At 70.9% G+C, this 22,035-nt stretch carries 14 protein-coding genes; 6 read left to right on the top strand and 8 right to left on the bottom strand.

Annotated elements, in window-relative coordinates; translation table 11 throughout:
- Positions 1–70 precede the first annotated feature (70 nt).
- On the bottom strand, positions 71–9,145 hold the full coding sequence (locus FHS37_RS28260; protein ID WP_245005654.1) for a golvesin C-terminal-like domain-containing protein: 9,075 nt from the start codon (positions 9,143–9,145) through the stop codon (positions 71–73).
- A gap of 326 nt (positions 9,146–9,471) precedes the next feature.
- Here FHS37_RS28260 and FHS37_RS39925 point away from each other — a divergent pair, with 326 nt between their 5' ends.
- On the top strand, positions 9,472–10,080 hold the full coding sequence (locus FHS37_RS39925; protein WP_229890120.1) for a hypothetical protein: 609 nt from the start codon (positions 9,472–9,474) through the stop codon (positions 10,078–10,080).
- Between the two features lie 155 nt (positions 10,081–10,235).
- Here the strand turns inward: FHS37_RS39925 and FHS37_RS28250 are convergent, their stop codons facing one another.
- Both FHS37_RS28250 and FHS37_RS28245 read right to left on the bottom strand, forming a co-directional pair.
- Positions 10,236–10,751, bottom strand: coding sequence for a GNAT family N-acetyltransferase (locus FHS37_RS28250; RefSeq protein ID WP_184826303.1), 516 nt, complete (start codon positions 10,749–10,751; stop codon positions 10,236–10,238).
- 70 nt (positions 10,752–10,821) lie between these two features.
- Complete coding sequence (locus FHS37_RS28245) at positions 10,822–11,238, bottom strand: DUF5958 family protein (protein ID WP_184826301.1); 417 nt, start codon at positions 11,236–11,238, stop codon at positions 10,822–10,824.
- A 241-nt stretch (positions 11,239–11,479) separates the two neighbouring features.
- Here FHS37_RS28245 and FHS37_RS28240 point away from each other — a divergent pair, with 241 nt between their 5' ends.
- The 3 genes from FHS37_RS28240 to FHS37_RS28230 all read left to right on the top strand — a co-directional run bounded on the left by FHS37_RS28240 (position 11,480) and on the right by FHS37_RS28230 (position 14,097).
- Positions 11,480–12,142, top strand: coding sequence for an NUDIX domain-containing protein (locus tag FHS37_RS28240; protein ID WP_184826299.1), 663 nt, complete (start codon positions 11,480–11,482; stop codon positions 12,140–12,142).
- 99 nt (positions 12,143–12,241) lie between these two features.
- Positions 12,242–13,225 carry an aldo/keto reductase gene (locus tag FHS37_RS28235; protein WP_184826297.1) on the top strand — a complete coding sequence of 328 codons (984 nt, stop codon included), beginning with the start codon at positions 12,242–12,244 and terminating at the stop codon, positions 13,223–13,225.
- A 65-nt stretch (positions 13,226–13,290) separates the two neighbouring features.
- A complete protein-coding gene (locus tag FHS37_RS28230; protein ID WP_184826295.1) occupies positions 13,291–14,097 on the top strand; it encodes a DUF427 domain-containing protein in 807 nt (268 codons plus the stop codon).
- Here FHS37_RS28230 and FHS37_RS28225 read toward each other — a convergent pair.
- The 5 genes from FHS37_RS28225 to iolC all read right to left on the bottom strand — a co-directional run bounded on the left by FHS37_RS28225 (position 14,075) and on the right by iolC (position 19,622).
- Entirely contained in the window at positions 14,075–14,842 is a 768-nt protein-coding gene (locus tag FHS37_RS28225; RefSeq protein WP_184826293.1) for a GntR family transcriptional regulator, read from the bottom strand. The two genes, FHS37_RS28230 and FHS37_RS28225, sit on opposite strands and share 23 nt — an antisense overlap.
- 26 nt (positions 14,843–14,868) lie before the next feature.
- Positions 14,869–16,740 carry a 3D-(3,5/4)-trihydroxycyclohexane-1,2-dione acylhydrolase (decyclizing) gene (gene iolD / locus FHS37_RS28220; RefSeq protein WP_184826291.1) on the bottom strand — a complete coding sequence of 624 codons (1,872 nt, stop codon included), beginning with the start codon at positions 16,738–16,740 and terminating at the stop codon, positions 14,869–14,871.
- Complete coding sequence (gene iolB, locus FHS37_RS28215) at positions 16,737–17,630, bottom strand: 5-deoxy-glucuronate isomerase (protein ID WP_184826289.1); 894 nt, start codon at positions 17,628–17,630, stop codon at positions 16,737–16,739. Before iolB ends, iolD begins: the two co-directional genes overlap by 4 nt.
- Before the next feature lie 110 nt (positions 17,631–17,740).
- The gene (locus FHS37_RS28210) at positions 17,741–18,616 is read right to left on the bottom strand and encodes a Cgl0159 family (beta/alpha)8-fold protein (RefSeq protein ID WP_184826287.1); all 876 of its coding nucleotides are present in this window, start codon (positions 18,614–18,616) and stop codon (positions 17,741–17,743) included.
- Positions 18,617–18,629: 13 nt separating this feature from the next.
- Positions 18,630–19,622: a 5-dehydro-2-deoxygluconokinase gene (gene iolC, locus FHS37_RS28205; protein ID WP_184826285.1), complete on the bottom strand. Its 993-nt coding sequence runs from the start codon at positions 19,620–19,622 to the stop codon at positions 18,630–18,632.
- 317 nt (positions 19,623–19,939) lie between these two features.
- Here iolC and FHS37_RS28200 point away from each other — a divergent pair, with 317 nt between their 5' ends.
- Both FHS37_RS28200 and FHS37_RS28195 read left to right on the top strand, forming a co-directional pair.
- Positions 19,940–20,959 (top strand): sugar ABC transporter substrate-binding protein, encoded by a 1,020-nt coding sequence (locus FHS37_RS28200; RefSeq protein WP_184826283.1) that lies wholly within the window; start codon positions 19,940–19,942, stop codon positions 20,957–20,959.
- Positions 20,959–22,035, top strand: coding sequence for an ABC transporter permease (locus FHS37_RS28195; protein WP_184826281.1), 1,077 nt, complete (start codon positions 20,959–20,961; stop codon positions 22,033–22,035). The genes FHS37_RS28200 and FHS37_RS28195 overlap by 1 nt, the downstream gene beginning before the upstream one ends.

Genomic DNA, 22,035 nt, shown 5'->3' with positions numbered 1-22,035 from the left:
CGCCCGGCCGGGAAACCCGGCCGGGCGTTCTTCCGCACGCGGGGGCCGGCTGCTCGCCGGCCCCGTGGACCTAGCGCCTCAGGCGCCAGAACGTCCGGAAATCGGTTTTGTCGGATTCTCCCTTGAAGGTCTCACCGCCGAGATGCAGGGACTGCTCGACCAACGGGGCGCAGATGTCCTTGCAGACGTTCTTGGAGGTGCCCCCGTAGAGGATCTCGTAGTCCGGGTTCTTCTTCAGCCAGCTGAAGACCGCTTCCTCGGCGTGCTCGTACGCCGGGTTGCCCTGCTTCGTCAGCCTGCCGGGGACCAACGAGCCGGGCACGAACTCCTCGCCCCCCTTGAGCTTCAGGAGGTCGCCCTTCTGGCCGGAGCTCATCGCCACCTTCTCCACGATGTCGGTCGTCCCCTTCTTGCGGACGCCGATCACCGCGACGGTGACCATCCTCTCCTTGATGAAGTGCAGCTGGCCGGCCAGTTCCTGGGCCCGCTGCTGCGCGGCGACGGCTTCGTTCTTGTAGCCGCAGTTGTGGACGAGGACCGCGGCGTCGGCCGCCCCCACGTAATACGTGTGGACGCCCTCGACCGAGAGGTTGTGGACGTGCGCCTTGCGGTGGGCGGTGTCGACCGCGGTGATCTGGACCCAGGTGCCGGCCGCGGTCTGCAGCCACATGCCCGGTTCGAGGTCGCCGCCCTCCACCCATCTGCCGTAGTCCGGCAGCCAGTACAGGTGCGCGGCCGTCGACGTCAGCTTGAGCGGCTTCGCGTCGCCGTCACGGTCGAGGGTCAGGGTGACAAGGTCCTTGCCCCCCTCGTGGTCACGGGTGGCGGTGACCGTCCGGGCACGGGTGTCCCCGGTCTCCGGGTCGGTGGCCACCACCCGGTCGCCGACCTTCAGCGACTCGATGCCGCGCGTGCTGCCGTCCGCGAGGACGACCTGGGTGCCGGGCAGGAAGCTGTTGGTCTTGCAGCTCGTGGCGTCGGGTTTCTCCGGGTCCTTCTTCGTGGTCGACGGCGGCTTCGGGTCATCGGCCTTGGGCTTCGGCGGTGTGGCCGCGGCACCCGCGTTGTCCGCGCCCTTGCGGGCGTCGTTCGCCGAGTCGGCCGCGTCAAGGCCCTTCTTGGTGTACTTGCCGGCCTTCACCGCGGTCGCCCCGTACCCCACCAGCGGGATGGCGGAGGTGAGGGAGAGCGCGGCGTCGGCGTAGTTGCCCTCCGCCGCGTACCAGATGCCGTTGGCGACGTCGGCGACCTCACCGACGACCGGGACCAGGCCCACCACGTCGAGTGCCGCGTGGCCGATGTCGGACAGGGAGAGCCCGAACAGGTGGCCGTCGAGTTCGACGAAGCTGATCGGGTTGCCGCCCGCGAAGGAGTAGCGGTTGCCGGTGAACGGGTCGGTGGCCAGGGACATGTCCGACAGGGCACCGCTGTAGGAGTCCCGGGTCAGGAAGCGGTTCAGGCCCGGGTCGTAGTTGCGGAAGCCCATGTCGTACGTGCCCGAAGCGCTGTCCCAGCGGGAGGAGTTGAAGCGGAACGCGTTGTACGCGTCCTTTTCCCCCGCGCCGTCGGCCGGCTTGTCCGCGCCGGTCATCTGGGACTCGTCGGCGGACCCGTACGCCCTGTAGCCGTACGTGGCGCGTGTCCTGCCGTCCTCCTTCGTGATCGCCTCGACGTCCCCGCGCGGGCTCGTGACGTACTGCGAGTACTCCTCGGCGCCGTCGTCCTTGTGCTTGATCTGCGTGGCCCGCTGGCCGCCGGCGAGGTACTGGTAGTCCTTGTCGGCCTTGCCGTCGACCGTCTCGCGCAGCAGCGTGCCGTCCAGACCGAGGTAGGTGAACGCCGTGGTCTTGGCGTCGGCACCGGAGGTGGTCTGCGAGACCGTCCGGTCGAACGGGTCGAAGACGTACGACGTCGTCACCGCCGCGGCACCGCTGCCGGAACGGACCTTCACCGTGCGGTCGAAACCGTCGTAGTAGTACTTCTCGGCTGTCTGGCCACCCGTGCTGACCGTGTCGAGCCGGCCCAGCGGATCGTAGTTGTACGTGGACGTGACGCCCTGCGACGAGGCCGACAGCAGCCGGTTCCGGTCGTAGCGCTGCGTCGTGGTGACCCCGTCCACCGTCTGCTCGACGATGTTGCTGTTGCGGTCGTAGGCGTACGACTCGGTCGACGGGTCGTCACCCGCCTTGGTGACCTTGGTGAGGCGGTCCTGCGGGTCGTAGTCGAACGTGTAGGTGTTGTCGATGTACGCCGAGTTGTCGTCGGCGTTCATCAGCTTGAGCGTGTCCTTGGAACGGTGCCCGTTGGGGGAGTACTCCAGGTCGTGCTGTGCGACCACCGCACCGCCCGACGTCTTCTCGACGGACTGCTCGACCGAGCCGTCGAGGTGGTACCGCATGTCGAGGGTGTTGCCGTTGGGCTTGGTCTGCTCGAGCAGCTGCCCGCGGCCGGTGTAGGTCATCGTGGTGATCTGCTGGTCGCCCGCGGTGGGCGAGTCGGCGTTGGTCACCTTCTTGACCATGTCGCGCTCGTCGTACTCGATCTGCGTCCAGGTCAGGTCGTGCGTCGACGTGACCGGATTGCCGTTCACGTCGTAGGTCAGCGCGGTGGTGTTCTTCACCGTGCCGCCCGCGAGCTCCTCGACCTTCGTGATGTGGTTGAGGCCGTTGTACGCGATCTTGTACGTGTCGATCTTCGCGCCCGGCGAGAGGTCCCTGACCTCGATCATGTTGCCGTTCGCGTTGTACTTGTAGGTGAAGGACTTCTGCTCGTTGTCCGTGTCGCCCGCGTGGGAGCGGACCAGCTTCACCGAGTCCGCGAGGACGGTGCCGTTCGCCGCGTCCGTGAGGGTGACCTTCTGCGGGCCGTCCTCGACGAACGCGTAGGAGCCGAGCGAGATCCACTCACCGGCGCGCTGCGTCTGGTCGACCGTCCTGGTGGCGCTGCCACCGTCGTGGTGGACCTCGAACTTCGCGTCGGTGGCCGCCCCGGTCATCTTCGGATGCCGTACGAGGACCTCGTACGTGCCGTCCTGCGGGATGTTGAGCTGCCAGGAGAACGACGCGGTGCCGTCGCCGGCCGCGTGGGAGTAGGTGTCGTAGCCGTACTGCTGCTCGGCCTGCGTCCGCGACCAGTTGCCCTGGAGCGCGGTGTTGTTGAAGTCCGAGCTGTCCACCAGGACCACGTGCCGGCCGACCGGGACGCCGTCGTCCGAGCGGGCCTTCTCGTTGCCGGACGGGTAGTACTCCCAGAGCATGGTGCGCTTCTGGGAACCGCCCGCCGAGGTGAGGACGTTCTCGGTCTGCTGGCCGAGCTCGTTGTAGTCGTAGGACGTGGTGATGTCCCACGGGTCGGTGGTGGTCCGCGTCCACCCGTTGTCGAAGTGGGTGTAGTCGGTGACGTTGCGGACCGACTGGCCGTCCGACGGCGGTGCGGAGACCGAGCTGAGGTTCCCGACCTCGTCGTAGGAGTAGAAGGTCGAGTCGGGCGACGAGTAGCGGGTGTCGTCCTTGTCGAACGGCGAACGCTCCTCCTTGACCCGGTTCAGCTCGTCGTAGACGGTCTCCGCCGTGAAGTCGGTGGCGTCGTCGGTGGTGGCGACACCGCGGGGCGTGATCGTCTTCGTCCGGTTGCCGACCTGGTCGTACTCGTACCGGGTCGTGCGGTACGTGATGTCACCGGAGGAGTTCTCGCTCACCGGGACCTTCGACTCCACCAGGGCGCCGCGCTCGTCGTACGCGGCGAGCGACTCGTTGCCCTCCGCGTCCGTCTGCGCCGTCCGCAGGCCGTCCTTGTCGTAACGGACGGAAGTCGCCCACCCGAGCGCGTCGACGGTGCGCACGACCCGGTGGTTCAGGTCGTACTCGTAGCGGGTGGTGTAGTCGTCGGGGTCGGCGGTCGCGTTCTTCCGCGCGTCCACGAGCTCGACGACGTTGCCGACGTTGTCGTACTCCACCGAGGCCTTGTTGCCCTCGGCGTCCACCATCTCGACGGCCTGGTAGACGGCGTCGTACCGGGTCGTGGCGGTGAAGTCGCCCTCGGCCGCCGTCAGGTTGCCCTGCGGACCGGTGGCCCGGACGAGGTTGCCCACCTTGTCGTACGTGGACGTGGTCCTGCGGACCGGCCCGGTCGGCTCGTCCGCCGGGTCGACCGTCTCGACACGCTGGTCGGCCTTGTCGAAGACCGCCGTGGTCTCCGCCCCGTTGGGGGCGTAGGCCCTGGTGATGTTGTCGTTGGCGTCGTACTCCGGTGCGGGAGTGACGATGAAGTCGCCCGCCGCCTGGTCCTTGGGCTCCCGTTTCTCCAGCGGCCGGCCGTAGACGTCGTAGGTCTGGCTGACGACGGCGTCCCTGGCGTTGGTGACCTTGGTGACGTTGCCCCGGATGTCGTACTCGAAGTGCGACGGGTTGTCGAGGGCGTCGAGGATGGTCTTCGGGTAACCGACCGGGTCGTAGCTCCTGTACTCGGTGTCGTGCCCGTTGGCGTCGATCTCCTTGGTGACCCGGCCGTGCTCGTCGTACTCGGACCGGCTCGTGTAGTCGCCCTCCGCGGACGACGCGACTCCCTTCGGGTCCGTGACCGAGGTCACATTGCCCAGCTCGTCGTAGCCGAACTGGTGGGTGCGGCCTTCCGGCGACCTCTTCTGGAAGAGGTCGGCGATGTGGCCGTTCAGGCCGTAGGAGTAGGTGAAGGTCCGGGCCTCGGTGCCGTTCTTGTTGGCCTCGGCGTCCTTCTCCGCCAGCGGGTAACCCGTCTTGGGGTCGTACGTCCAGGTGGTGACGGCGCCGTTGGCCTCCTCCAGGCGCGTCACGTTGTTGTCGGCGTCCCAGCCCATCCTCGTGGTCTCGGACTTGGCGTTGACCATCTCGGTGGCCCGGCCGTAGCCGTCCATCGCGTACCGGGTGGCGTTGCCCTCGGCGTCGGTCACCCGGGTCTGGACGAACGAGCCCGCGGTGCCGTCCGGGGCGGTGTACACGTACCCGGTGTCATGGCCGAGGCGGTCGGTGATGGTCTGGGTGTTCCAGTGGAACTTCGGGTCGTCGCCCTCGCTGGGGTAGTAGTAGTCCAGGGAGGTCGAGTTGCCGCGCGGGTCGGTGACGGCGACCAGCTTGGCGTTCTTGTTGCCCTGCTCCATGTCGTACGTGAAGCGGAACACCTTGGGCTGCGCGCTGCCCGCACCGTCGGTGAGGGTGGTGAGCAGGCCCTGGTCGGAGTACCCGAAGGTGATCTTCCGCCCGGAGACGTCGGTCATCGACTTGACGTGGTCGATGATCTTCGGGCTGTTGGTGTCGGCCTTCGTGTAGTACTCGACCGTCAGGGACTGGCGCGCGGACGGGTCCTCGATGTACGTGAGGAACTTGACCGGCTTGTTGTTCGACCTGCGTTCGGCGTAGGTGTACGTCTGCGTGTTGCCGTTCTTGTCGACGATCGACGTCAGGTAGCCGTCGCAGTCGAAGAAGAACCGGGTGCGGTCGGGACGGGTCAGCGACCAGGCCCTCGGGTCGCCGTCCTTGTTCGGGGTGCAGTCCGTGCCGGTGCCCTGCCGCAGCAGGTAATGCACGCCCGCCGGCGCCAGCCAGGTCCCGTCCTCCTGCTTGCGGAAGACGTGCGCGGTGCCGTCGCCGTCGGGGAGGGTGACCTCGGTCGGGTCGGGGTTGGGGTGGAAGTCCAGCGCGGCGCCCAGGCGCAGCGGCATCGCGGCCTGGGCCGACCAGCCGTGGCCGAGGACCGTGTCGGAGGTGTCCTGGGAGTTGTACGCGAACCGGGCGAAGGTGGTGAGGCCGCGGCCCGGGTTGGAGAACGCGTTGTACTGCCAGACGCTGTTGCCCGCGTACAGGTTCGTCATCAGCGACGAGCCCGCGCCGGTGTTCTTGCCCGCGTAGGAGTAGAACTTCTCCAGGCCGAGCTGGTTGGAGGTCGGGTCCTCGGTGCGGACGCTCTGCGCCAGCGGGGCGATGCCCTCGGCGTCGGACAGCCAGGTGCCGGTGGTGGTGTTCTTCAGGTCCCACTTCAGCACGTGGTCCAGGCGCTTGTTGCCGGAGTCCGAGTTGACCGGGGCCTTCAGCCTGGCCGGCACGGTGACCGAGTCGCCGGGCAGCACCCGGTCCGGCAGCGCCGTTTCCAGCTGGTTGCCGCCGGTGGTGACGTCGGTGCCGTCCGGGAGCGACCAGGTGTAGGAGAGCGCGTGGTCGCCCGCCGTCCAGACGCCGGTGGTGGTGTTGGTGAGGGTGACGTCGACGGTGTACTCGTCACCCGGGACCATCCGGGACGGTGTGTACGGGGCGTGGTACGTCGCCTCCGTCGACTTCGTCAGGTAGGTGACGACCAACTGCGGGCGCAACTGCGGTTCTTCGGCCTCGGAGGAGAGGAACAACGTCCGCTCCCGCGGGCCGGCCGTCGACTCGTCGCGCAGCTTGACCGCCACGCCGTGGTTGCCGGAGGAGTCCGAGATCCAGCTCTGCGCCAGCGAGGTGATGTACCACGACTGCCGTGCCGGGTCGTTGGTGACCGTGCCGACCGTGTCGGAGACGGAGGCGTCCATGTCGCCACCGGCCGTCGTCCACGCCGTGGTGGCGTCCGCCTTCGTCCAGGACGCGGTCGCCTCGTCGAAGTCACGCGTCAGGCCGTGGGCCTCGTAGACCGCGCCGCTCGAGTCGGTCGTGGTCTGGAAGCCCCACATGTTCAGCTGCGCCTCGAGGACCCGCGCGTTGCCCGGGATCTCGCTGACGGTGGGGAACTTCAGCACGGCACGGGTGGTGCCGTACGTGGCCGAGTTGTTGCCCACGGACAGCCACGGGTGGGGGACACCCGCGTCGGTGAGCGTGTCGTGACCGGTGGACGGCTCCACCGAGGAGAGCGTGGTGTCGCTCTGCCCCGACTGCAGCACCACCGTGGTGCGACCGGCCTTCGGCAGGCGGACCAGCTCCGTGGCGGACGGGAGGACCTGTCCGCTGCGGGTCTTCACCGCGACCATGTAGTAGTACGCGTCGCCGAACTCCTCGGCGGAGTCGGCCGGGGTGGGCCGGGCCGAGGTGTCCGTGTAGGCACGGGTGTCCTTGGCGACCGGGGAGACCAGGGTCTGCGAGGACGGCGTGAAGTGCTGGAAGACGCTGCGGTGGACCTGGTACTCGACGATGTCGTCGCCCGGTGAGGTCGACGGGTCGGTGTACGCGGGCCAGCTCAGCTCGGCACCGGTCGAGTGGACGACCTTCGGCGGGTTGACGTCGACGCCCTGGTCGCCCCAGGTGAGAACCAGTTTCGGGTAGTTGGCGACCTCGCCCTTGTAGCCGTACTCGGCGGCCTCGTAGCGCGGGCCGCCCTTGGGGGCGCTCGCCGACTCGTCGGCGGCCTTCACCACGAAGCCGTGGTTCTCGTACGTGCCGTCGAGCCACTGCTGGACGGTCTTGGTCACCGGGAAGGAGTGCCAGGTGTTGACCTCCTGCGGCTGCTTGGTGACCACGCCGCCCTTGGTGAAGCGCACGGCGTCCGCGAGGACGGCCGTGGAGGCCGAGGCGGGACCGTCGCCGAGCACGACCTGGCCGGTGGTGCCGGCCTTGAAGGGGTGCTTGCCCAGTGGCTTCCAGACGCCCCCGGTGCCTTCCCGCTGGTCGACCCGGTACGTCTCGGTGCCGCCGTCGTACGTCACCGTGTAGGGCGCGTCGGCGGCGCGGTCGGAGGCCGGGACGTAGTGCACGTCGACCTGGTACTCGCCGTCCTCGGGGAGACCGGGCCGCCAGGTGTACGTGTCACCCGCCGTGGCGTCCTTGTTGTACCGGTAGTCCTGGCCGACCGCGTACCGGGTGTAGTCGGTGTTGCCGGAGGTGGGCCAGGCGCCCCGGGCGGCCGTGGTGCCCAGGTCGCCGTCGTCGACGAGGACCGACGTGCCGGACAGCTCGCCGGTGATGCCGTTCGCGTTGTTCCAGGTGGCGCCCGCCTCGGTCCACGCCGTGGTGGCGCGGTGCGCCTCCAGCCGGACCTCGGTGGCGCCGGTGGTGTGGGTCTGGTCGTAGTACAGCTTCAGTTCGGCCGAATCCAACCGCGTGCCGGCGGGGACGCCGGACAGCCCGAACCTCAGCAGCGCACGCGACGTGCCGGTACCGGTGTTGCCGACCGAGAGGCGCCAGAGGTCGGCGTAGTTGGCGCTCGGGTCGTCCGAGGAGATCATCGCGTCCGCGGACTGCGACGGCGTCGGCGCGATCGTCACCGTCGGGTCGACCGTCACCGGGTACCGGCGCTCGGGTGCCGCCAGCCACTCGGCGTCCGGCTTCAGGGTGATGCCGTACGACCCCTCCTCGCCGGAGAGGACCTGGCGGACGGCATCGGTGCCGGTGGTGCCGTACGCGGAGGCGGCGTCCTTCCTCGCGTCCGTCATGAACGGTGCGGGGATCACCAGCGCGGGAGTGCCGACCGGGGAGTTCTCGCCGTACAGCGAGATGGTGCCGTTCTTCTCCGACTTCGCGGTCAGGCCGTTCGTGGTGAGCGTGAACTCGAAGGAGGGCGCGCCCTTCGGACGCTCGTTGAGGACGATGTCCTCTTTCACGCTGCCGTTGCCGACGGTGTAGGAGAGGTCGATCCCCCGGCCCAGGGCGTCCTCGTAGGTGACCTTGTCGCCGTCGACCACCGGGGTCAGCTTCGCGGCACCGGCGTTCTTGAGCCCGATGGCGACCCAGTGGCCCTTGTCGAGCTCGAAGCGGACCAGCTCACCGGGGCGTGAACCGAAGTAGGTGCGGGCGAGGTTGGTGGTGTTCGCCTTCTCGAAGCCCTTGCGGTCGGTGTCGGTGACCGCGGTGTCGATCGGCTTCCACTCGGCCTCCTCGCCCTTGCCCTTCCGGTACGAGGTGGGCATGGCCGAGACCTCGGACCGGACCCGCCCGTCCGACATGCGCCAGTGGCGGGAGTACGGCGTCCGCCGGTCCGTCAGTTCCTCGACTCGCTTGGCCTTCGGCGCGTTCCTCGCCTCGGCGAGCTTGTCATTGGCCGGGACATCGGTGTCGGGGAGCTCCGGGGGATCAGCCGGTTCGGCGTCCCGGTCGGTGAGGAAATCGCGGAGGCCTTCGGCGAGTCGGCCCGTGTCGGGTGGCGCCGCGAACGCCGGCGTCACCGGCGCGATGGTCACGAGGACCGCCAGCGCCGCACTCGAGGCCAAGAGCCTTGTGGCCCGTGGTCTGTGCATCGGTTTCCCTTCGAAGGAACCAAGGACCGGCTGCCGGACGGCAGTCGGCAGCCGAGAGTCCTAACAAAAAACGCCCTGTCCATGTCAACTGCGCGGACTATTTGCCCAACTCACCTGAAAAACCCGTCTGTTGAGGCCTGAGCTGCTGGTTTCCCTCTTCTGCGCGGAGTCTTGCCGTGCAGCGGTGCGGTGAGATCAGGCCAACCCTGACGGCCGGACCGACGTCCCTTGACAAGGCTCTCCCCACGCCTTTTGGATCGGGCGGGGTCCGTCCGGGCCTGTGGCCGAGGGGAGTTCGGATGAGCAGCGAGACGCGCGAGGCGGGGCCCTCCGTGCCCACCGCCGGGCACACGGGGGCGGAAGGGAACGCTCCCGGGACGACCGGAGCGACCGAAAAGGCCGAAGCGGCCGAAACGACCGTGACGGCCGGAGCCGACGGGCACGGCGGGACTCCTCCGGCCGGCACCGGGAGCGGCGGCCGGAGGATCCACTCCGACCGTCCCGTGCTGATCGCGGCCCTCTGCTTCCTCGTGTTCTGCCTCGGCTTCGTGCTGTTCGGTGTGGTGCGCGACGGCGACGAGGGCGAGGCCGGGCCCGAGGTCCTCACCGCGCCGGTGACGTACGAGGTGACCGGCGAGGGGACCGCCGACCTCAGCTACCAGGGGGTGAGCGAGCAGGGCACGGCGGAGACCGTCTCCGGTGCCCGGCTGCCGTGGAAGAGGACGGTCGAGGTGCCTCTGGGGCAGAACCCCGTCATCAGGATCACCCTGGGTGAGCGGGGCGGCCAGGTCCGTTGCGCGGTCGCCGTGCGCGGGCGGCACGTGCAGAGCGCCACGGCCAGTGGCGGGTTCGGCCGGGCGACCTGCTCCGCGTCCCTGCCCGCGCCGGCGCCCGAGTCGTCCGGCTGACCCCCTGACCTGCTGCGGGCAGGGCGGGCGGAGCAGGTCGCCCGGCCGCAGGCGCGAGACGGCGGAGGGCTTCGCCGCCCTGGTCACCGAGGGCTCGGTCCGGTCCGGTCGCCCGTCCTCCGGCGTGTGTCACCCGGCCGTGCGGGCCGCGGATGTCATGCCGGTGTCAGGTCGGTGCGAGGATCGACGGCCCAGTGGTTCCCGCGCAGCACTCGGCCCGCGAAGGTCACGTTCCGTTCGGCGACGAACCGGAAGCCGAGAGAACGGCAGATGCCGTTCGAGGCCCTGTTGCCCGTTGCCGGGAAGGCGTGCACGACCCCCCAGCGGTTCTCGTCCCGCGCCCGCTCGAGCAGGGCGCGGGCTGCGCGTTTGCCCAGACCACGGCCCTGGAACTGCGGCAGGACCATCCACCCGATCTCCGAGACGGGCCCGTCGTCGGTGTCGTGGGACCAGATGGTCACCTGCCCGGCCACCACGTGGGGGGTGTCGGGATCGGGAAGGATCATCTTGATCCAGGCCTGATCGGCCGCCGCCTCACGGGCGTCCCGACGCACTTTCTCCGGCATGTGTTCGGCCGGTAGCGGCCCGCCGAGGTCAGCCGTCATGACCGGGTCGCACCGCATCCGGACGTAGGCGTCCACATCGCCCGGTACGACGTTGCGCAACCGCACTGCTCCTCCTCGCCGAGTTCGGGACGGTCACCGGGCCGGGGGCGCCGGTCGCCGGCGCGCCCGAGCCCGTTCAGGCGGGTACGCCCCGTCCACGGTCAGGTGCCGGCTGGTGCCGCTCGTGGGAGCATCCGTCGGCGCGGAACCGCTCTCGTCGCCGCGCGTCGGCGAGGCCCAGGATCTGGACCAGCGAGCGAAACGCCTTGATCCGTTCGTGCCGCGGGGTCAGGCCGGCGGCCTTTCCCAGCTGCTCGTCGATCCGTCCGCGCGGGACCGGAACGGACGGCGTGCGGGTCGGCCGGAGCCCGGGCCGCCGGATGCCCTCGAGCGCGTCATCGCCGGTGGCGCGTGCCTGCACGCAGAACCGGCAGAGGTCCCGCAGTGCAACGGACTGGTCCTCGTCGGTCAGACCCTCGAACCGTTCGAGCCCCTGTGCCGGCGGGCGCAGACCCTGGGCAAGCTCGTCGAGGACCACAGCGCGGCCGTTCACCTGCCGGGCCTCTCACTCACGGGCCCGCGGCTTCGGAGGGAGGAATCGGTGGTCATCGTGCGAGTGTCCCGCTTCCGTCCGGCACGCTCAACCGGATTCGTCCGGCAGGCTCCTGCCGTGAGCCACGCGGCACCGCAGGGCCGACTGCGCGTGGTCCCGGGCGGGGCCGGATGGTAGAAGCGGGTATGACCATTCTGTACGTGTCCTCCCTGCACGTGTCCCTCCGCCCGGCGGTCCTGCGATGACCGCCGGAATCGACACCCCGGACCGCCGGGGCCGCACCGGGCTCGACCGGACCGGCCGGGACCTGACCGGCAACCCCCGGGTGAAGGTCCGGGACGTGAGACTGCTCTCCAGTCACTGGTACGTCGAGCGGACCACCACCTTCGACTTCCGGCACGCCGACGGCACCTGGAGCACCCAGGAACGCGAGACGCACGACCGCGGCAACGGCGCCACGATGCTCCTCTACGACGCCGAACGCGAAACCGTGCTGCTCACCCGCCAGTTCCGCTTCCCGGTGTACGTCAACGGTCACCCCGACGGCATGCTGATCGAGACGCCGGGCGGTTTGCTCGACGACGAGGACGAGCACCCGGAGCTCGCCGTGCGCCGTGAGGTGGTGGAGGAGACCGGGCACACCATCGGCGCCGTCCAGCACGTCTTCGACGTCTACATGAGCCCCGGCTCGGTCACCGAACGCGTCAGCTTCTACGCCGCCGCCTACGGCCCCTCGACCCGGACCCACGAAGGCGGGGGACTGGGCGAGGAGGGCGAGGACATCGAGATCCTCGAACTCCCTTTCCGCCGGGCCCTGGAGATGATCCGCACCGGCGAGATCAACGACGCCAAGACCATCATGCTGCTCCAGTGGGCCGCGCTGGACGGGCCGTTCGCCCGCTGAACCCCGAGGAGCCTTTGGAACGCTTGACTTGAAGCGCGCTCCAAGAGGAAGACTCCCGTTCCGTCCCCGACGACGGGGCGTGAACGGGAGGAAACAGCCATGAAGTACCGCACGATCGGCGCCGATCCGCAGACCCGGCGCGAGGTGAGCGTGCTCGCGCTCGGCGCCATGCTCTTCGGGTCGGTGACCGACGAGAGGACCTCCTTCGCCGTGCTCGACCGCTACGTCGAGGCCGGCGGCACCTTCATCGACACGTCCGACAACTACGCCTTCTGGACCGACGGCGGCCAGGGCGGGCAGAGCGAGGAACTGCTCGGCCGCTGGCGGCGCAGCCGCGGCGTCGGTGACGAGATCGTCGTCGCGACCAAGCTCGGCGCCCGCCCCCTCGCCCCCGGCACGAGCTACGTCGACAACCCCGAGGGCCTGTCGGCGAAGGTGATCCGGGAAGCGGCGGACCGCAGTCGCGAGCGGCTCGGCACGGAGCGGCTGGACCTGCTGTACGCGCACATCGACGACCACACCGTCCCCCAGCGGGAGACGGTCGAGGGCTTCGCGGCCCTGGTCGCCGAGGGCACGGTGGGGCTGCTCGGCGCGAGCAACCAGGCCGTGTGGCGGGTGGAGCGGGCCCGCGCCCTCGCGGCGGCGGCCGGGCTGCCCGGTTACGAGGTGCTCCAGTACGCGCACAGCTACCTGCGTCCCCGCACCGACGTCCCCGAAGACCTCTTCCCCGACGGCAGCCTCGGCCACGCCGGCGCCGAAATGGCCTCCTACCTGCGGGCCGAGCCCGCGCTGACCCTGGTCGCCTACTCGCCGCTGCTCAAGGGCGCGTACACCCGCCCCGACCGGCTGCCCCGCGACTTCGACCACCCGGGCACCCCGGCCCGGCTCGCGGTGCTGCGCGAGATCGCCGACGAGACCGGGGCGACCGTCAACCAGGTGGTGCTGGCCTGGCAGCTCGGCCACGAGCTGCCGATCGTCCCGCTGGTCGGGGTGTCCTCGGTGGCCCAGCTGGAGGAGAACCTGGCGGCCGTGGACCTGGAACTGTCGGCGGAGCAGCGGGCCCGGCTGGACGGGGCGCACTGAGACGTCCGGGCCCGCCGGTGGGACCGTGGGAGGGGGGACCCGGACATCCGGAGGGAGCGCCGGTCATGACCACCCACCCCGCCGCCCGTGCCCTGCGGGCGACCCCCGAAGGCCTGCTGTGGGAGCCCAGCGAGCGCTGGGTGCGCGGTACCGCGGGCGACGTCACCGTCGTCGACAGCCGCCACCCGGTCCTCGTCTGGGAGCCCCGGCTGCCCGTCCCCCAGTACGCCTTCCCCCGCGAGGAGGTGCGCACCGACCTCCTCCGCCCCGCGCGGCACCCGCCCGCGGGCGGGCACACCGGCGCGACGGTCTTCTACGACCTCGAGGCCGGCGGCGGGGTGCGCCCGAACGCGGCCTGGACGTTCCCCGCCGGCGACCTGGCCGGGCACGTCGCCTTCGAGTGGTTCCGGCGCACCGACACGGGACTCGACCACTGGTACGAGGAGGAGGAGGAGATCTTCGTCCACCCCCGCGACCCGCACACCCGGGTGGACGCCGTGCCGAGCAGCCGCCACGTCCGGGTGGAGATCGACGGCACGGTCGTCGCCGACACCCGGGCCCCGGTCCTGCTCTTCGAGACCTCCCTGCCGATCCGCTACTACGTCCCGCGCGGGGACGTCCGCCTGGACCTCCTCGACGCCACGGACCACAGCACCCGATGCCCGTACAAGGGCACGGCCGCCTCGTACTGGTCCTGGCGCGGCGGGGCCGCCGTGCCGCCGAACATCGTGTGGAGCTATCCCGACCCGCTGCCCGCCGTGGCCGCGATCAGGGGCCGGCTGGCCTTCTTCAACGAGGTGGTCGACCTCACCGTGGACGGTGAGCGCCTCCGGCGCCCGGTCACGCCCTTCAGCGCGAGCCTCGGGGTCTGACCATCAGCTGGAAGTCGAACGCGTACCGGGACGCGCGGTAGACGTGCGTCCCGAACTCCACCGGCCGCCCCGTGTCGTCGTAGGCCGTGCGCTGCATGGTGAGGAGGGCGGCGCCCTCCTGCTCGTCCAGGCGGGCGGCCTCCTCGGCGGTGGCCGAGCGGGCGCCGACGGTCTGGCGGGCGCTGTGCAGGACGATGCCCGCCGCACGCATCACGCGGTACAGGCCGGTCGCCTCCAGGCGGGCACCGTCCAGGTCGAGCAGGCCGGGCGGGAGGTGGTTGCACAGCAGGGCGACCGGCTGGCCGTGGGTGCGGCGCAGGCGTTCCAGGAGGACCACCTCGTCGCCCTCGGCCAGGCCCAGAGCGGCCGCCGCGTCGGCGGGCGCCGGGACCGTCTCGTTGCGGACCACCTGGGTGCTCGGCCCCTGGCCGGCCGCCTCCAGGTCGTCGTAGAGGCTGCTCAGTTCCAGGGGGCGCTTGACCTGGCTGTGCACCACCTGGGTGCCCACCCCGCGCCGCCGGACCAGGAGCCCCTTGTCGACGAGGGACCGGATGGCCTGGCGGACGGTGGGGCGGGACAGGCCGAGGCGCGCGGAGAGGTCGACCTCGTTGCCCAGGAGGCTGCCCGGGGTGAGGGCGCCGTGCTCGATCGCCGCCTCCAACTGCTGGGCGAGCTGGTGGTACAGCGGCACCGGACTGCCCCGGTCCAGGGCGAGGTCCAGTGAACGGTGCGCGGGTTCGGTCACGGCGCGGAACCTTTCGCGGAGGGCTTCTACAGGTGGCGGCGGCGCGCGGCGACCTGGGAGTCGTACCGTTCACGGGCCGCCACGGCGGCTTCGCGGGACGCCACCTCGGCCACCGGCACGTCCCACCAGGCCTCGGCCGGGGGAGCGGTGGGGGTCGGGTCGGTCTCGACGTACACGCACGTCGGGCGGTCGGCGGTACGGGCCTCGGCCAGCGCGTTCCGCAGCTCCCGCACGGTCTTGGCGCGCAGCACGTCCATGCCGAGGCTGGCCGCGTTGGCGGCCAGGTCGACGGGCAGCGGGGCGCCGGTGAAGGTGCCGTCCTCGGCCCGGTGGCGGTAGGCGGTGCCGAACCGCTCGCCGCCCGTCTCCTCGGAGAGGCCGCCGATGGAGGCGTAGCCGTGGTTCTGGACCAGGACCACCTTGACGGGCAGGCGTTCCTGGACCGCCGTGACGAGCTCCGTCGGCATCATCAGGTAGGTGCCGTCCCCGACCAGCGCCCAGACCGGCGTGCCGGGCGCGGCCTGCTGCACGCCGAGGGCGGCCGGGATCTCGTAGCCCATGCAGGAGTAGCCGTACTCCAGGTGGTACTGGCGCGGGCTGCGCGCGCGCCACAGCTTGTGCAGGTCGCCGGGGAGCGACCCGGCCGCGTTGATCACCACGTCCGTGTCGCCCACGACCGCGTCGAGCGCGCCGAGCACCTGCGTCTGGGTCGGTACGGCGCTGTCGTCCTCGGCGCGGAAGGCGGTCTCGACGACCTGCTCCCAGCGCTCCTTGCCGGCGCGGTACTCCGCCTCGTACGACGGTTCCACGCGGTGGCCGGCCAGCGCCGCGGCCAGCTGCTCGAGACCCGTCCGCGCGTCGCAGACCAGGGTGCGCGCCGCCAGCTTGTGCGCGTCGAAGCCGGTGACGTTGAGGTTGAGGAAGCGGACGTCCGGGTTCTGGAACAGGGTGCCGGAGGCGGTGGTGAAGTCGGTGTAGCGGGTGCCGACGCCGATCACCAGGTCGGCGGTGCGGGCGAGGGCGTCGCTCACCGCCGTGCCGGTGTGGCCGATGCCGCCGAGGTCGGCCGGGTGGTCGTGGCGCAGGGAGCCCTTGCCGGCCTGGGTGGAGGCGACCGGGACGCCGGTGGCGTCCACGAACGCCCGCAGCGCCTCCTCGGCCTCGCTGTGGTGGACGCCGCCGCCCGCGACGATCAGCGGGCGCCGCGCGGCCCGTACGGCCTCCGCTGCGGCCGCCAGCTCCACCGGGTCCGGGGCGGGACGGCGCACGTGCCAGACGCGCTCGGCGAAGAACTCCTCCGGCCAGTCGTACGCCTCCGCCTGTACGTCCTGGGGGAGGGCCAGGGTGACGGCGCCGGTCTCGGCCGGGTCGGCGAGCACCCGCATGGCGTTCAGCGCGGAGGGGATCAGCGCCTCGGGGCGGGTGACGCGGTCGAAGTACCGCGACACCGGGCGGAGCGTGTCGTTGACCGACACGTCGGCCCCGACCGGGTGCTCCAGCTGCTGGAGCAGCGGGTCGGCGACGCGCGAGGCGAAGTAGTCGCCGGGGAGCAGCAGCACCGGCAGCCGGTTGATGGTGGCGAGGGCGGCGCCGGTGACCAGGTTGGTCGCGCCGGGACCGATGGAGGTCGTCACCGCCTGCGCGGAGAGCCGGTTCAGCTGGCGGGCGTGGCCGACGGCGGCGTGCACCATGGACTGCTCGTTGCGGCCCTGGTGGTACGGCATCACGTCGGCGTACTCGACGAGGGCCTGCCCGACGCCGGCCACGTTGCCGTGGCCGAAGACGCCCCAGGTGCCCGCGATCAGCCGGCGCCGTACGCCGTCGCGCTCGGTGTACTGGGCGGACAGGAACCGCACCAGTGCCTGGGCGGTCGTCAGTCGGCGGGTGGGGGCGCTCATGCGGACCTCTCGGGGGCGGTGTAGAGGGGGAGGCGGGGGTCGACGGGCTGGTCCGGCCAGGTGTCCCGGATCCAGGCGTGGTCGGGGTGGTCGCAGATCAGCCAGGCGCGCTCGGCCCCGGGGCCGGCCATGACGTTGAGGTAGTACATGTGGTGGCCCGGCACGGCCATGGAGGGCCCGTGCCAGCCGTCCGGGATGAGGACGACGTCACCGTCGCGCACCTCGGCCAGCACGTCCGTGTCGCGGCCCGGGCCGGAGGGGGAGACCCGCTGGTAGCCGAGGCCGGGGGTGCCGTCGTGGGCGGCGAACTCGAAGTAGTAGATCTCCTCCAGCACGGACTCCTCGCCCGGCCGGTGCTCGTCGTGCTTGTGCGGAGGGAAGGACGACCAGTTGCCGCCGGGGGTGAGGACCTCGACCGCGATCAGCTTGTCGCACTCGAAGACCCCTGCCGCCCCGAAGTTGTTGACCTGGCGGGAGCAGGTGCCGGTGCCGCGCAGTTCCACGGGGACGTCGGCGGCCGGTCCGTGGCGGGCGGGCAGCCGGCGGGTGCAGCGGGCCCCGGTGAGCGCGAACCGTCCGCCGCCGGCCGAGGTCACCGTCGTACGGGCGTCGCGCGGGACGTAGGCGAAGTCGCTGACGCCGTCGAACACGCTCGTGCGGCCGGTGAGGTCGAAGGCGTCGTGGCCGAAGTCGTCGTCGGCGGTGACCGTGCAGCCGCCGCTCAGCGGGAGCACGATCCACTCGCTGTCACCGGTGTCGAAGGTGTGCGTGCCGCCCGGCGGCAGCTCCAGCACGCGCAGCGAGGAGTACCCCCAGCCGGCCGTCCCGGGGGTGACGTCGACGAGGTAGGGGCCGGTGCGGGCCTTGCCTGCGGGAAGGTGGTACGTCATGCCATGCCTCCGTCTCGGAGCGGGCGGGTCGGAACAGCGTGTCGCGGCGGGCGCCCGGGGGGCGGCGTGTCGCGGGGGGCGTCCCGGGACGGCGCCCCGGGACCGGTGTCTCACAGCAGGCCGACGGCCGTGTCCACCGCCGACTCCACGCTGCCCTCGGCCGGGTAGAGCAGCGACCGGCCGACGACCATGCCCTGCACGGAGGGCAGCCGCAGCGCCTTGCCCCACCGCGCGTAGGCCGCCTCCTGGTCGCCGATTTCGCCGCCGAGCAGCACGACGGGCAGCGTGGAGGTCCGCAGCACCTCCGCCATGTCGTCGGCGTCGTCGGTGACCGGGAGCTTCAGCCAGGTGTAGGCGGAGGTGCCGCCCAGGCCGGCCGCGATGGCGATGGAGCGGGTGACGGCCTCGGCGGACAGGTCGTTGCGGACCCGGCCGTCGATCCGGCGGGAGATGAACGGCTCCACGAACACCGGGAGCCGGCGGGCGGCCATGGCGTCGACGGCGCGGGCGGCGGACTCGAGGGTGGCCAGGGAGCCCGGGTCGTCGTAGTCGATGCGCACGAGGAGCTTGCCGGCGTCGAAGCCCAGGCGCTCGATGTCCTCGGGGCGGTGGCCGGTGAAGCGGTCGTCCATCTCGAAGGCCGAGCCGGCCAGGCCGCCGCGGTTCATCGAGCCCATGACGACCTTGTTCTCCAACGCCCCGAGCAGCAGCAGGTCCTCCAGGATGTCGGCGGTGGCCAGTACCCCGTCGACGCCGGGCCGGGACAGCGCGGTGCAGAGGCGTTCCAGCAGGTCGACGCGGTCGGCCATGGCCAGCCGCCGGCCGCCGACGCCGAGCGCGCCCCGGGCCGGGTGGTCGGCGGCCACGATCATCAGCCGGCCGCTGTCGCCGATCAGCGGGCGGCGCGCCCGGCGGGCGGCCGCCTCGGCGACGGCCTCGGGGTTGCGGGCGCGGACCGCGGTGAGGTCGGGGATGCTGAGGTTCAAGGAAGGGCTCCGTTCAGGGCTGGCTCGGCCGGCGTGCGTCGCCCGGCGACGCGGCCCGCGCGAGGAGGTCCGCGACCTCCGACCCGGTCGGCATGGCGGACGAGCAGGCGAGGCGCGAGGCGACGAGGGCGCCCGCCGCGTTGGCGTGGCGCATGGTCCGCTCCAGGTCCCAGCCGGAGAGCAGACCGTGGCAGAGCGAGCCGCCGAAGGCGTCGCCCGCACCGAGGCCGTTGACCACCTCGACCGGCACCGGCTCCACCTCGGCCCGGCCGCCGTCGCGGTGCACGGCGAGCACGCCCTTCGGGCCCTGCTTGACCACGGCCAGCTCCACGCCCGCCGCCAGCAGCGCCTCGGCGCACGCCTCGGGTTCGCGCACCCCGGTGGCGATCTCGCACTCGTCGAGGTTGCCGACCGCGACCGTGGCGTGCCGCAGGGCCTCGCGGTAGTACGGACGGGCCTGTTCGGGGTCGCGCCAGAACATCGGGCGCCAGTCGAGGTCGAAGACGGTGGTGCCGGCCCTGCCCCGGGCCTCGAGGGCGGTGAGGGTGGAGGTGCGGCTCGGCTCCTCGCTCAGACCGGTGCCGGTGACCCAGAAGACGCCGGCCGCGCGGACGGCGGCCAGGTCCAGCTCGTCGGGGTGGATCTCCAGGTCGGGGGCCTTGGGCCGGCGGTAGAAGTACAGCGGGAAGTCGTCCGGCGGGAAGATCTCGCAGAACGTGACCGGGGTGGGGTACGCCGCGACCGGCGTGACCCAGCGGTCGTCGACGCCGAAGTCCCCCAGCGCCTCGTGCAGGTAGGCGCCGAAGGGGTCGTCTCCCGTGCGGGTGATCACCGCGGCGGAGCGGCCCAGGCGGGCGGCGGCGACCGCGACGTTCGCGGCGGAACCGCCCAGGAACTTCCCGAACGTCTCCACCCGCGACAGCGGTACGCCGGTCTGCAGCGGGTAAAGATCGACCCCGATGCGGCCCATGGTGATCAGATCGAAATACTGTGGTGAGTCGGCCATTGAGCGACGCTCCTCGAGCTGCTGGGGATGCGGGTCCCGGGACGCCCTGCCACGGTGGGGCGTGGATTCCGGGGACCTGCCGCCCCTCAGGTGTAGGTCTCGGAGGGCGGCGGTGTCAATAGTTTGTACTTACATTCGGACGAGCTTGTGAAATGATGTCTTAACAAAGTATTGACAGCGGGCGCAACAGGGGATTGGATCCGGTCCCAGCACGACAGCCGTGTTCCACGGCACACCCCCGGACTCCCGGGGCTCCGGGCACCGGATCCTCGGACTCCCGCCCTTTCCCCGCGTAGCACAGTGAGGTGCAGGACAAGATGGACCGCTCTTCTCACACCCGCTCCCGCAGGATCGCGCCGTTCGTCGCGGTCGCGGCGGCAGCCGCCCTGACCCTCGCCGGCTGCTCCAGCGGTTCCGGCGGCAAGAAGGCCGAGGAGGGCGGAGCCGACGCCTCCGCGGGCAAGGCCTCCACGCCCCGCATGAAGGTCGCCCTCGTCACCCACCAGGCGCCCGGCGACACCTTCTGGGACATCGTCCGCAAGGGTGCCGAGGCCGCGGCCGCCAAGGACAACGTCGACCTCGTCTACTCCTCCGACCCGAACGCGGGCAACCAGGCCAACCTGGTGCAGAACGCGATCGACCAGAAGGTCGACGGCATCGCGGTCACCCTCGCCAAGCCGGACGCGCTCAAGGACGTCATAGCCAAGGCCGAGGCGGCCGGCATCCCCGTCGTCGGCCTGAACTCCGGGCTGAGCGACTGGAAGGACCTCGGCCTGCTGGAGTTCTTCGGCCAGGACGAGTCCGTCGCGGGCGAGGCGTTCGGCAAGAAGCTCAACGAGGTCGGCGCCAGGAGCGCCCTGTGCGTCGTCCACGAGCAGGGGAACGTCGGCCTGACCCAGCGCTGCGACGGGGTGGAGAAGACCTTCGAGGGCAAGACCCAGGTCGTCAACGTCAACGGCACCGACATGCCGTCGGTGAAGTCGACCGTCACCGCCAAGCTCGAGCAGGACTCCTCCATCGACTACGTCGTCACCCTCGGCGCCCCCTTCGCGCCGACCGCGGTGCAGTCGGTGGGCGATGCCGGCAGCAAGGCGAAGGTCGCCACCTTCGACCTCAACAAGGAACTGGCCAAGGCGATCCAGGACGGTTCCATCGAGTTCGCCGTGGACCAGCAGCCCTACCTCCAGGGCTACCTCGCCGTCGACGGCCTGTGGCTCTACAAGAACAACGGCAACTACAGCGGCGGCGGTGAGCAGCCGGTGCTGACCGGCCCGGCGTTCGTCGACAAGTCGAACGTCGACACGGTCTCCGAGTTCGCCGCGAAGGGCACTCGGTGATGAGCATGGCCCGACAGGCTGAGCCGGCGGTGGACACGCCGCCGGCCCCCGGCCCGAAGCGGACCGACGGACGGACCGTGCGGCGCCCGCCGGCACTGCGCCTGCTCGCCCGGCCCGAGGTCGGCGTCTTCCTCGGCGCCGTGGCCGTCCTGGTCTTCTTCCTGTTCACCGCCCCGCCGGTGCGGGACGGCAGTTCGATGGCCAACATCCTGTACCAGTCCTCGACCATCGGGATCATGGCGCTGCCCGTGGCCCTGCTGATGATCGGCGGCGAGTTCGACCTCTCGGCCGGTGTCGCCGTCGTGACCTCGGCGCTGACCGCGAGCATGCTCAGCTACCAGCTCACCCTGAACGTGTGGGTGGGCGTGGTCGTCGCGCTCGTGGTGTCCCTCGCCGTCGGCGTGTTCAACGGCTGGATGCTGGTCAGGACCGGACTGCCGAGCTTCCTGGTCACCCTGGGCACCTTCCTGATCCTGCAGGGCGTCAATCTCGCGGTGACGAAGCTGGTCACCGGCAACGTCGCCACCGACGACATCAGCGACATGGACGGGTTCGACCAGGCCAAGGCGATCTTCGCGTCGAGCTTCGAGGTCGCCGGCGTCCAGGTGAAGATCACCGTCGTGTGGTGGCTCGTCTTCGCGGCCCTGGCCACCTGGGTGCTGCTGCGCACCAAGTACGGCAACTGGGTCTTCGCGGTCGGCGGCAACAAGGAGAGCGCCCGCGCGGTCGGCGTCCCCGTCACCTTCACCAAGATCTCGCTGTTCATGCTGGTCGGCTTCGGCGCCTGGTTCGTCGGCATGCACAACCTGTTCTCCTTCAACACCGTGCAGTCCGGCGAGGGCGTGGGCCAGGAGCTCATCTACATCGCCGCGGCGGTCATCGGAGGCTGTCTGCTGACCGGCGGCCACGGCTCCGCGATCGGCCCGGTCTTCGGCGCCTTCATGTTCGGCATGGTGCAGCAGGGCATCGTCTACGCAGGCTGGAACCCCGACTGGTTCAAGGCCTTCCTCGGCGTGATGCTGCTCGGCGCCGTCCTCATCAATCTGTGGGTCCAGCGCACGGCGACCCGGAGGTGA

Source organism: Streptomyces griseomycini (assembly GCF_014203535.1).
Lineage (GTDB): Bacteria > Actinomycetota > Actinomycetes > Streptomycetales > Streptomycetaceae > Streptomyces > Streptomyces griseomycini.
This window is presented reverse-complemented; position numbering and strand designations above follow the sequence as displayed.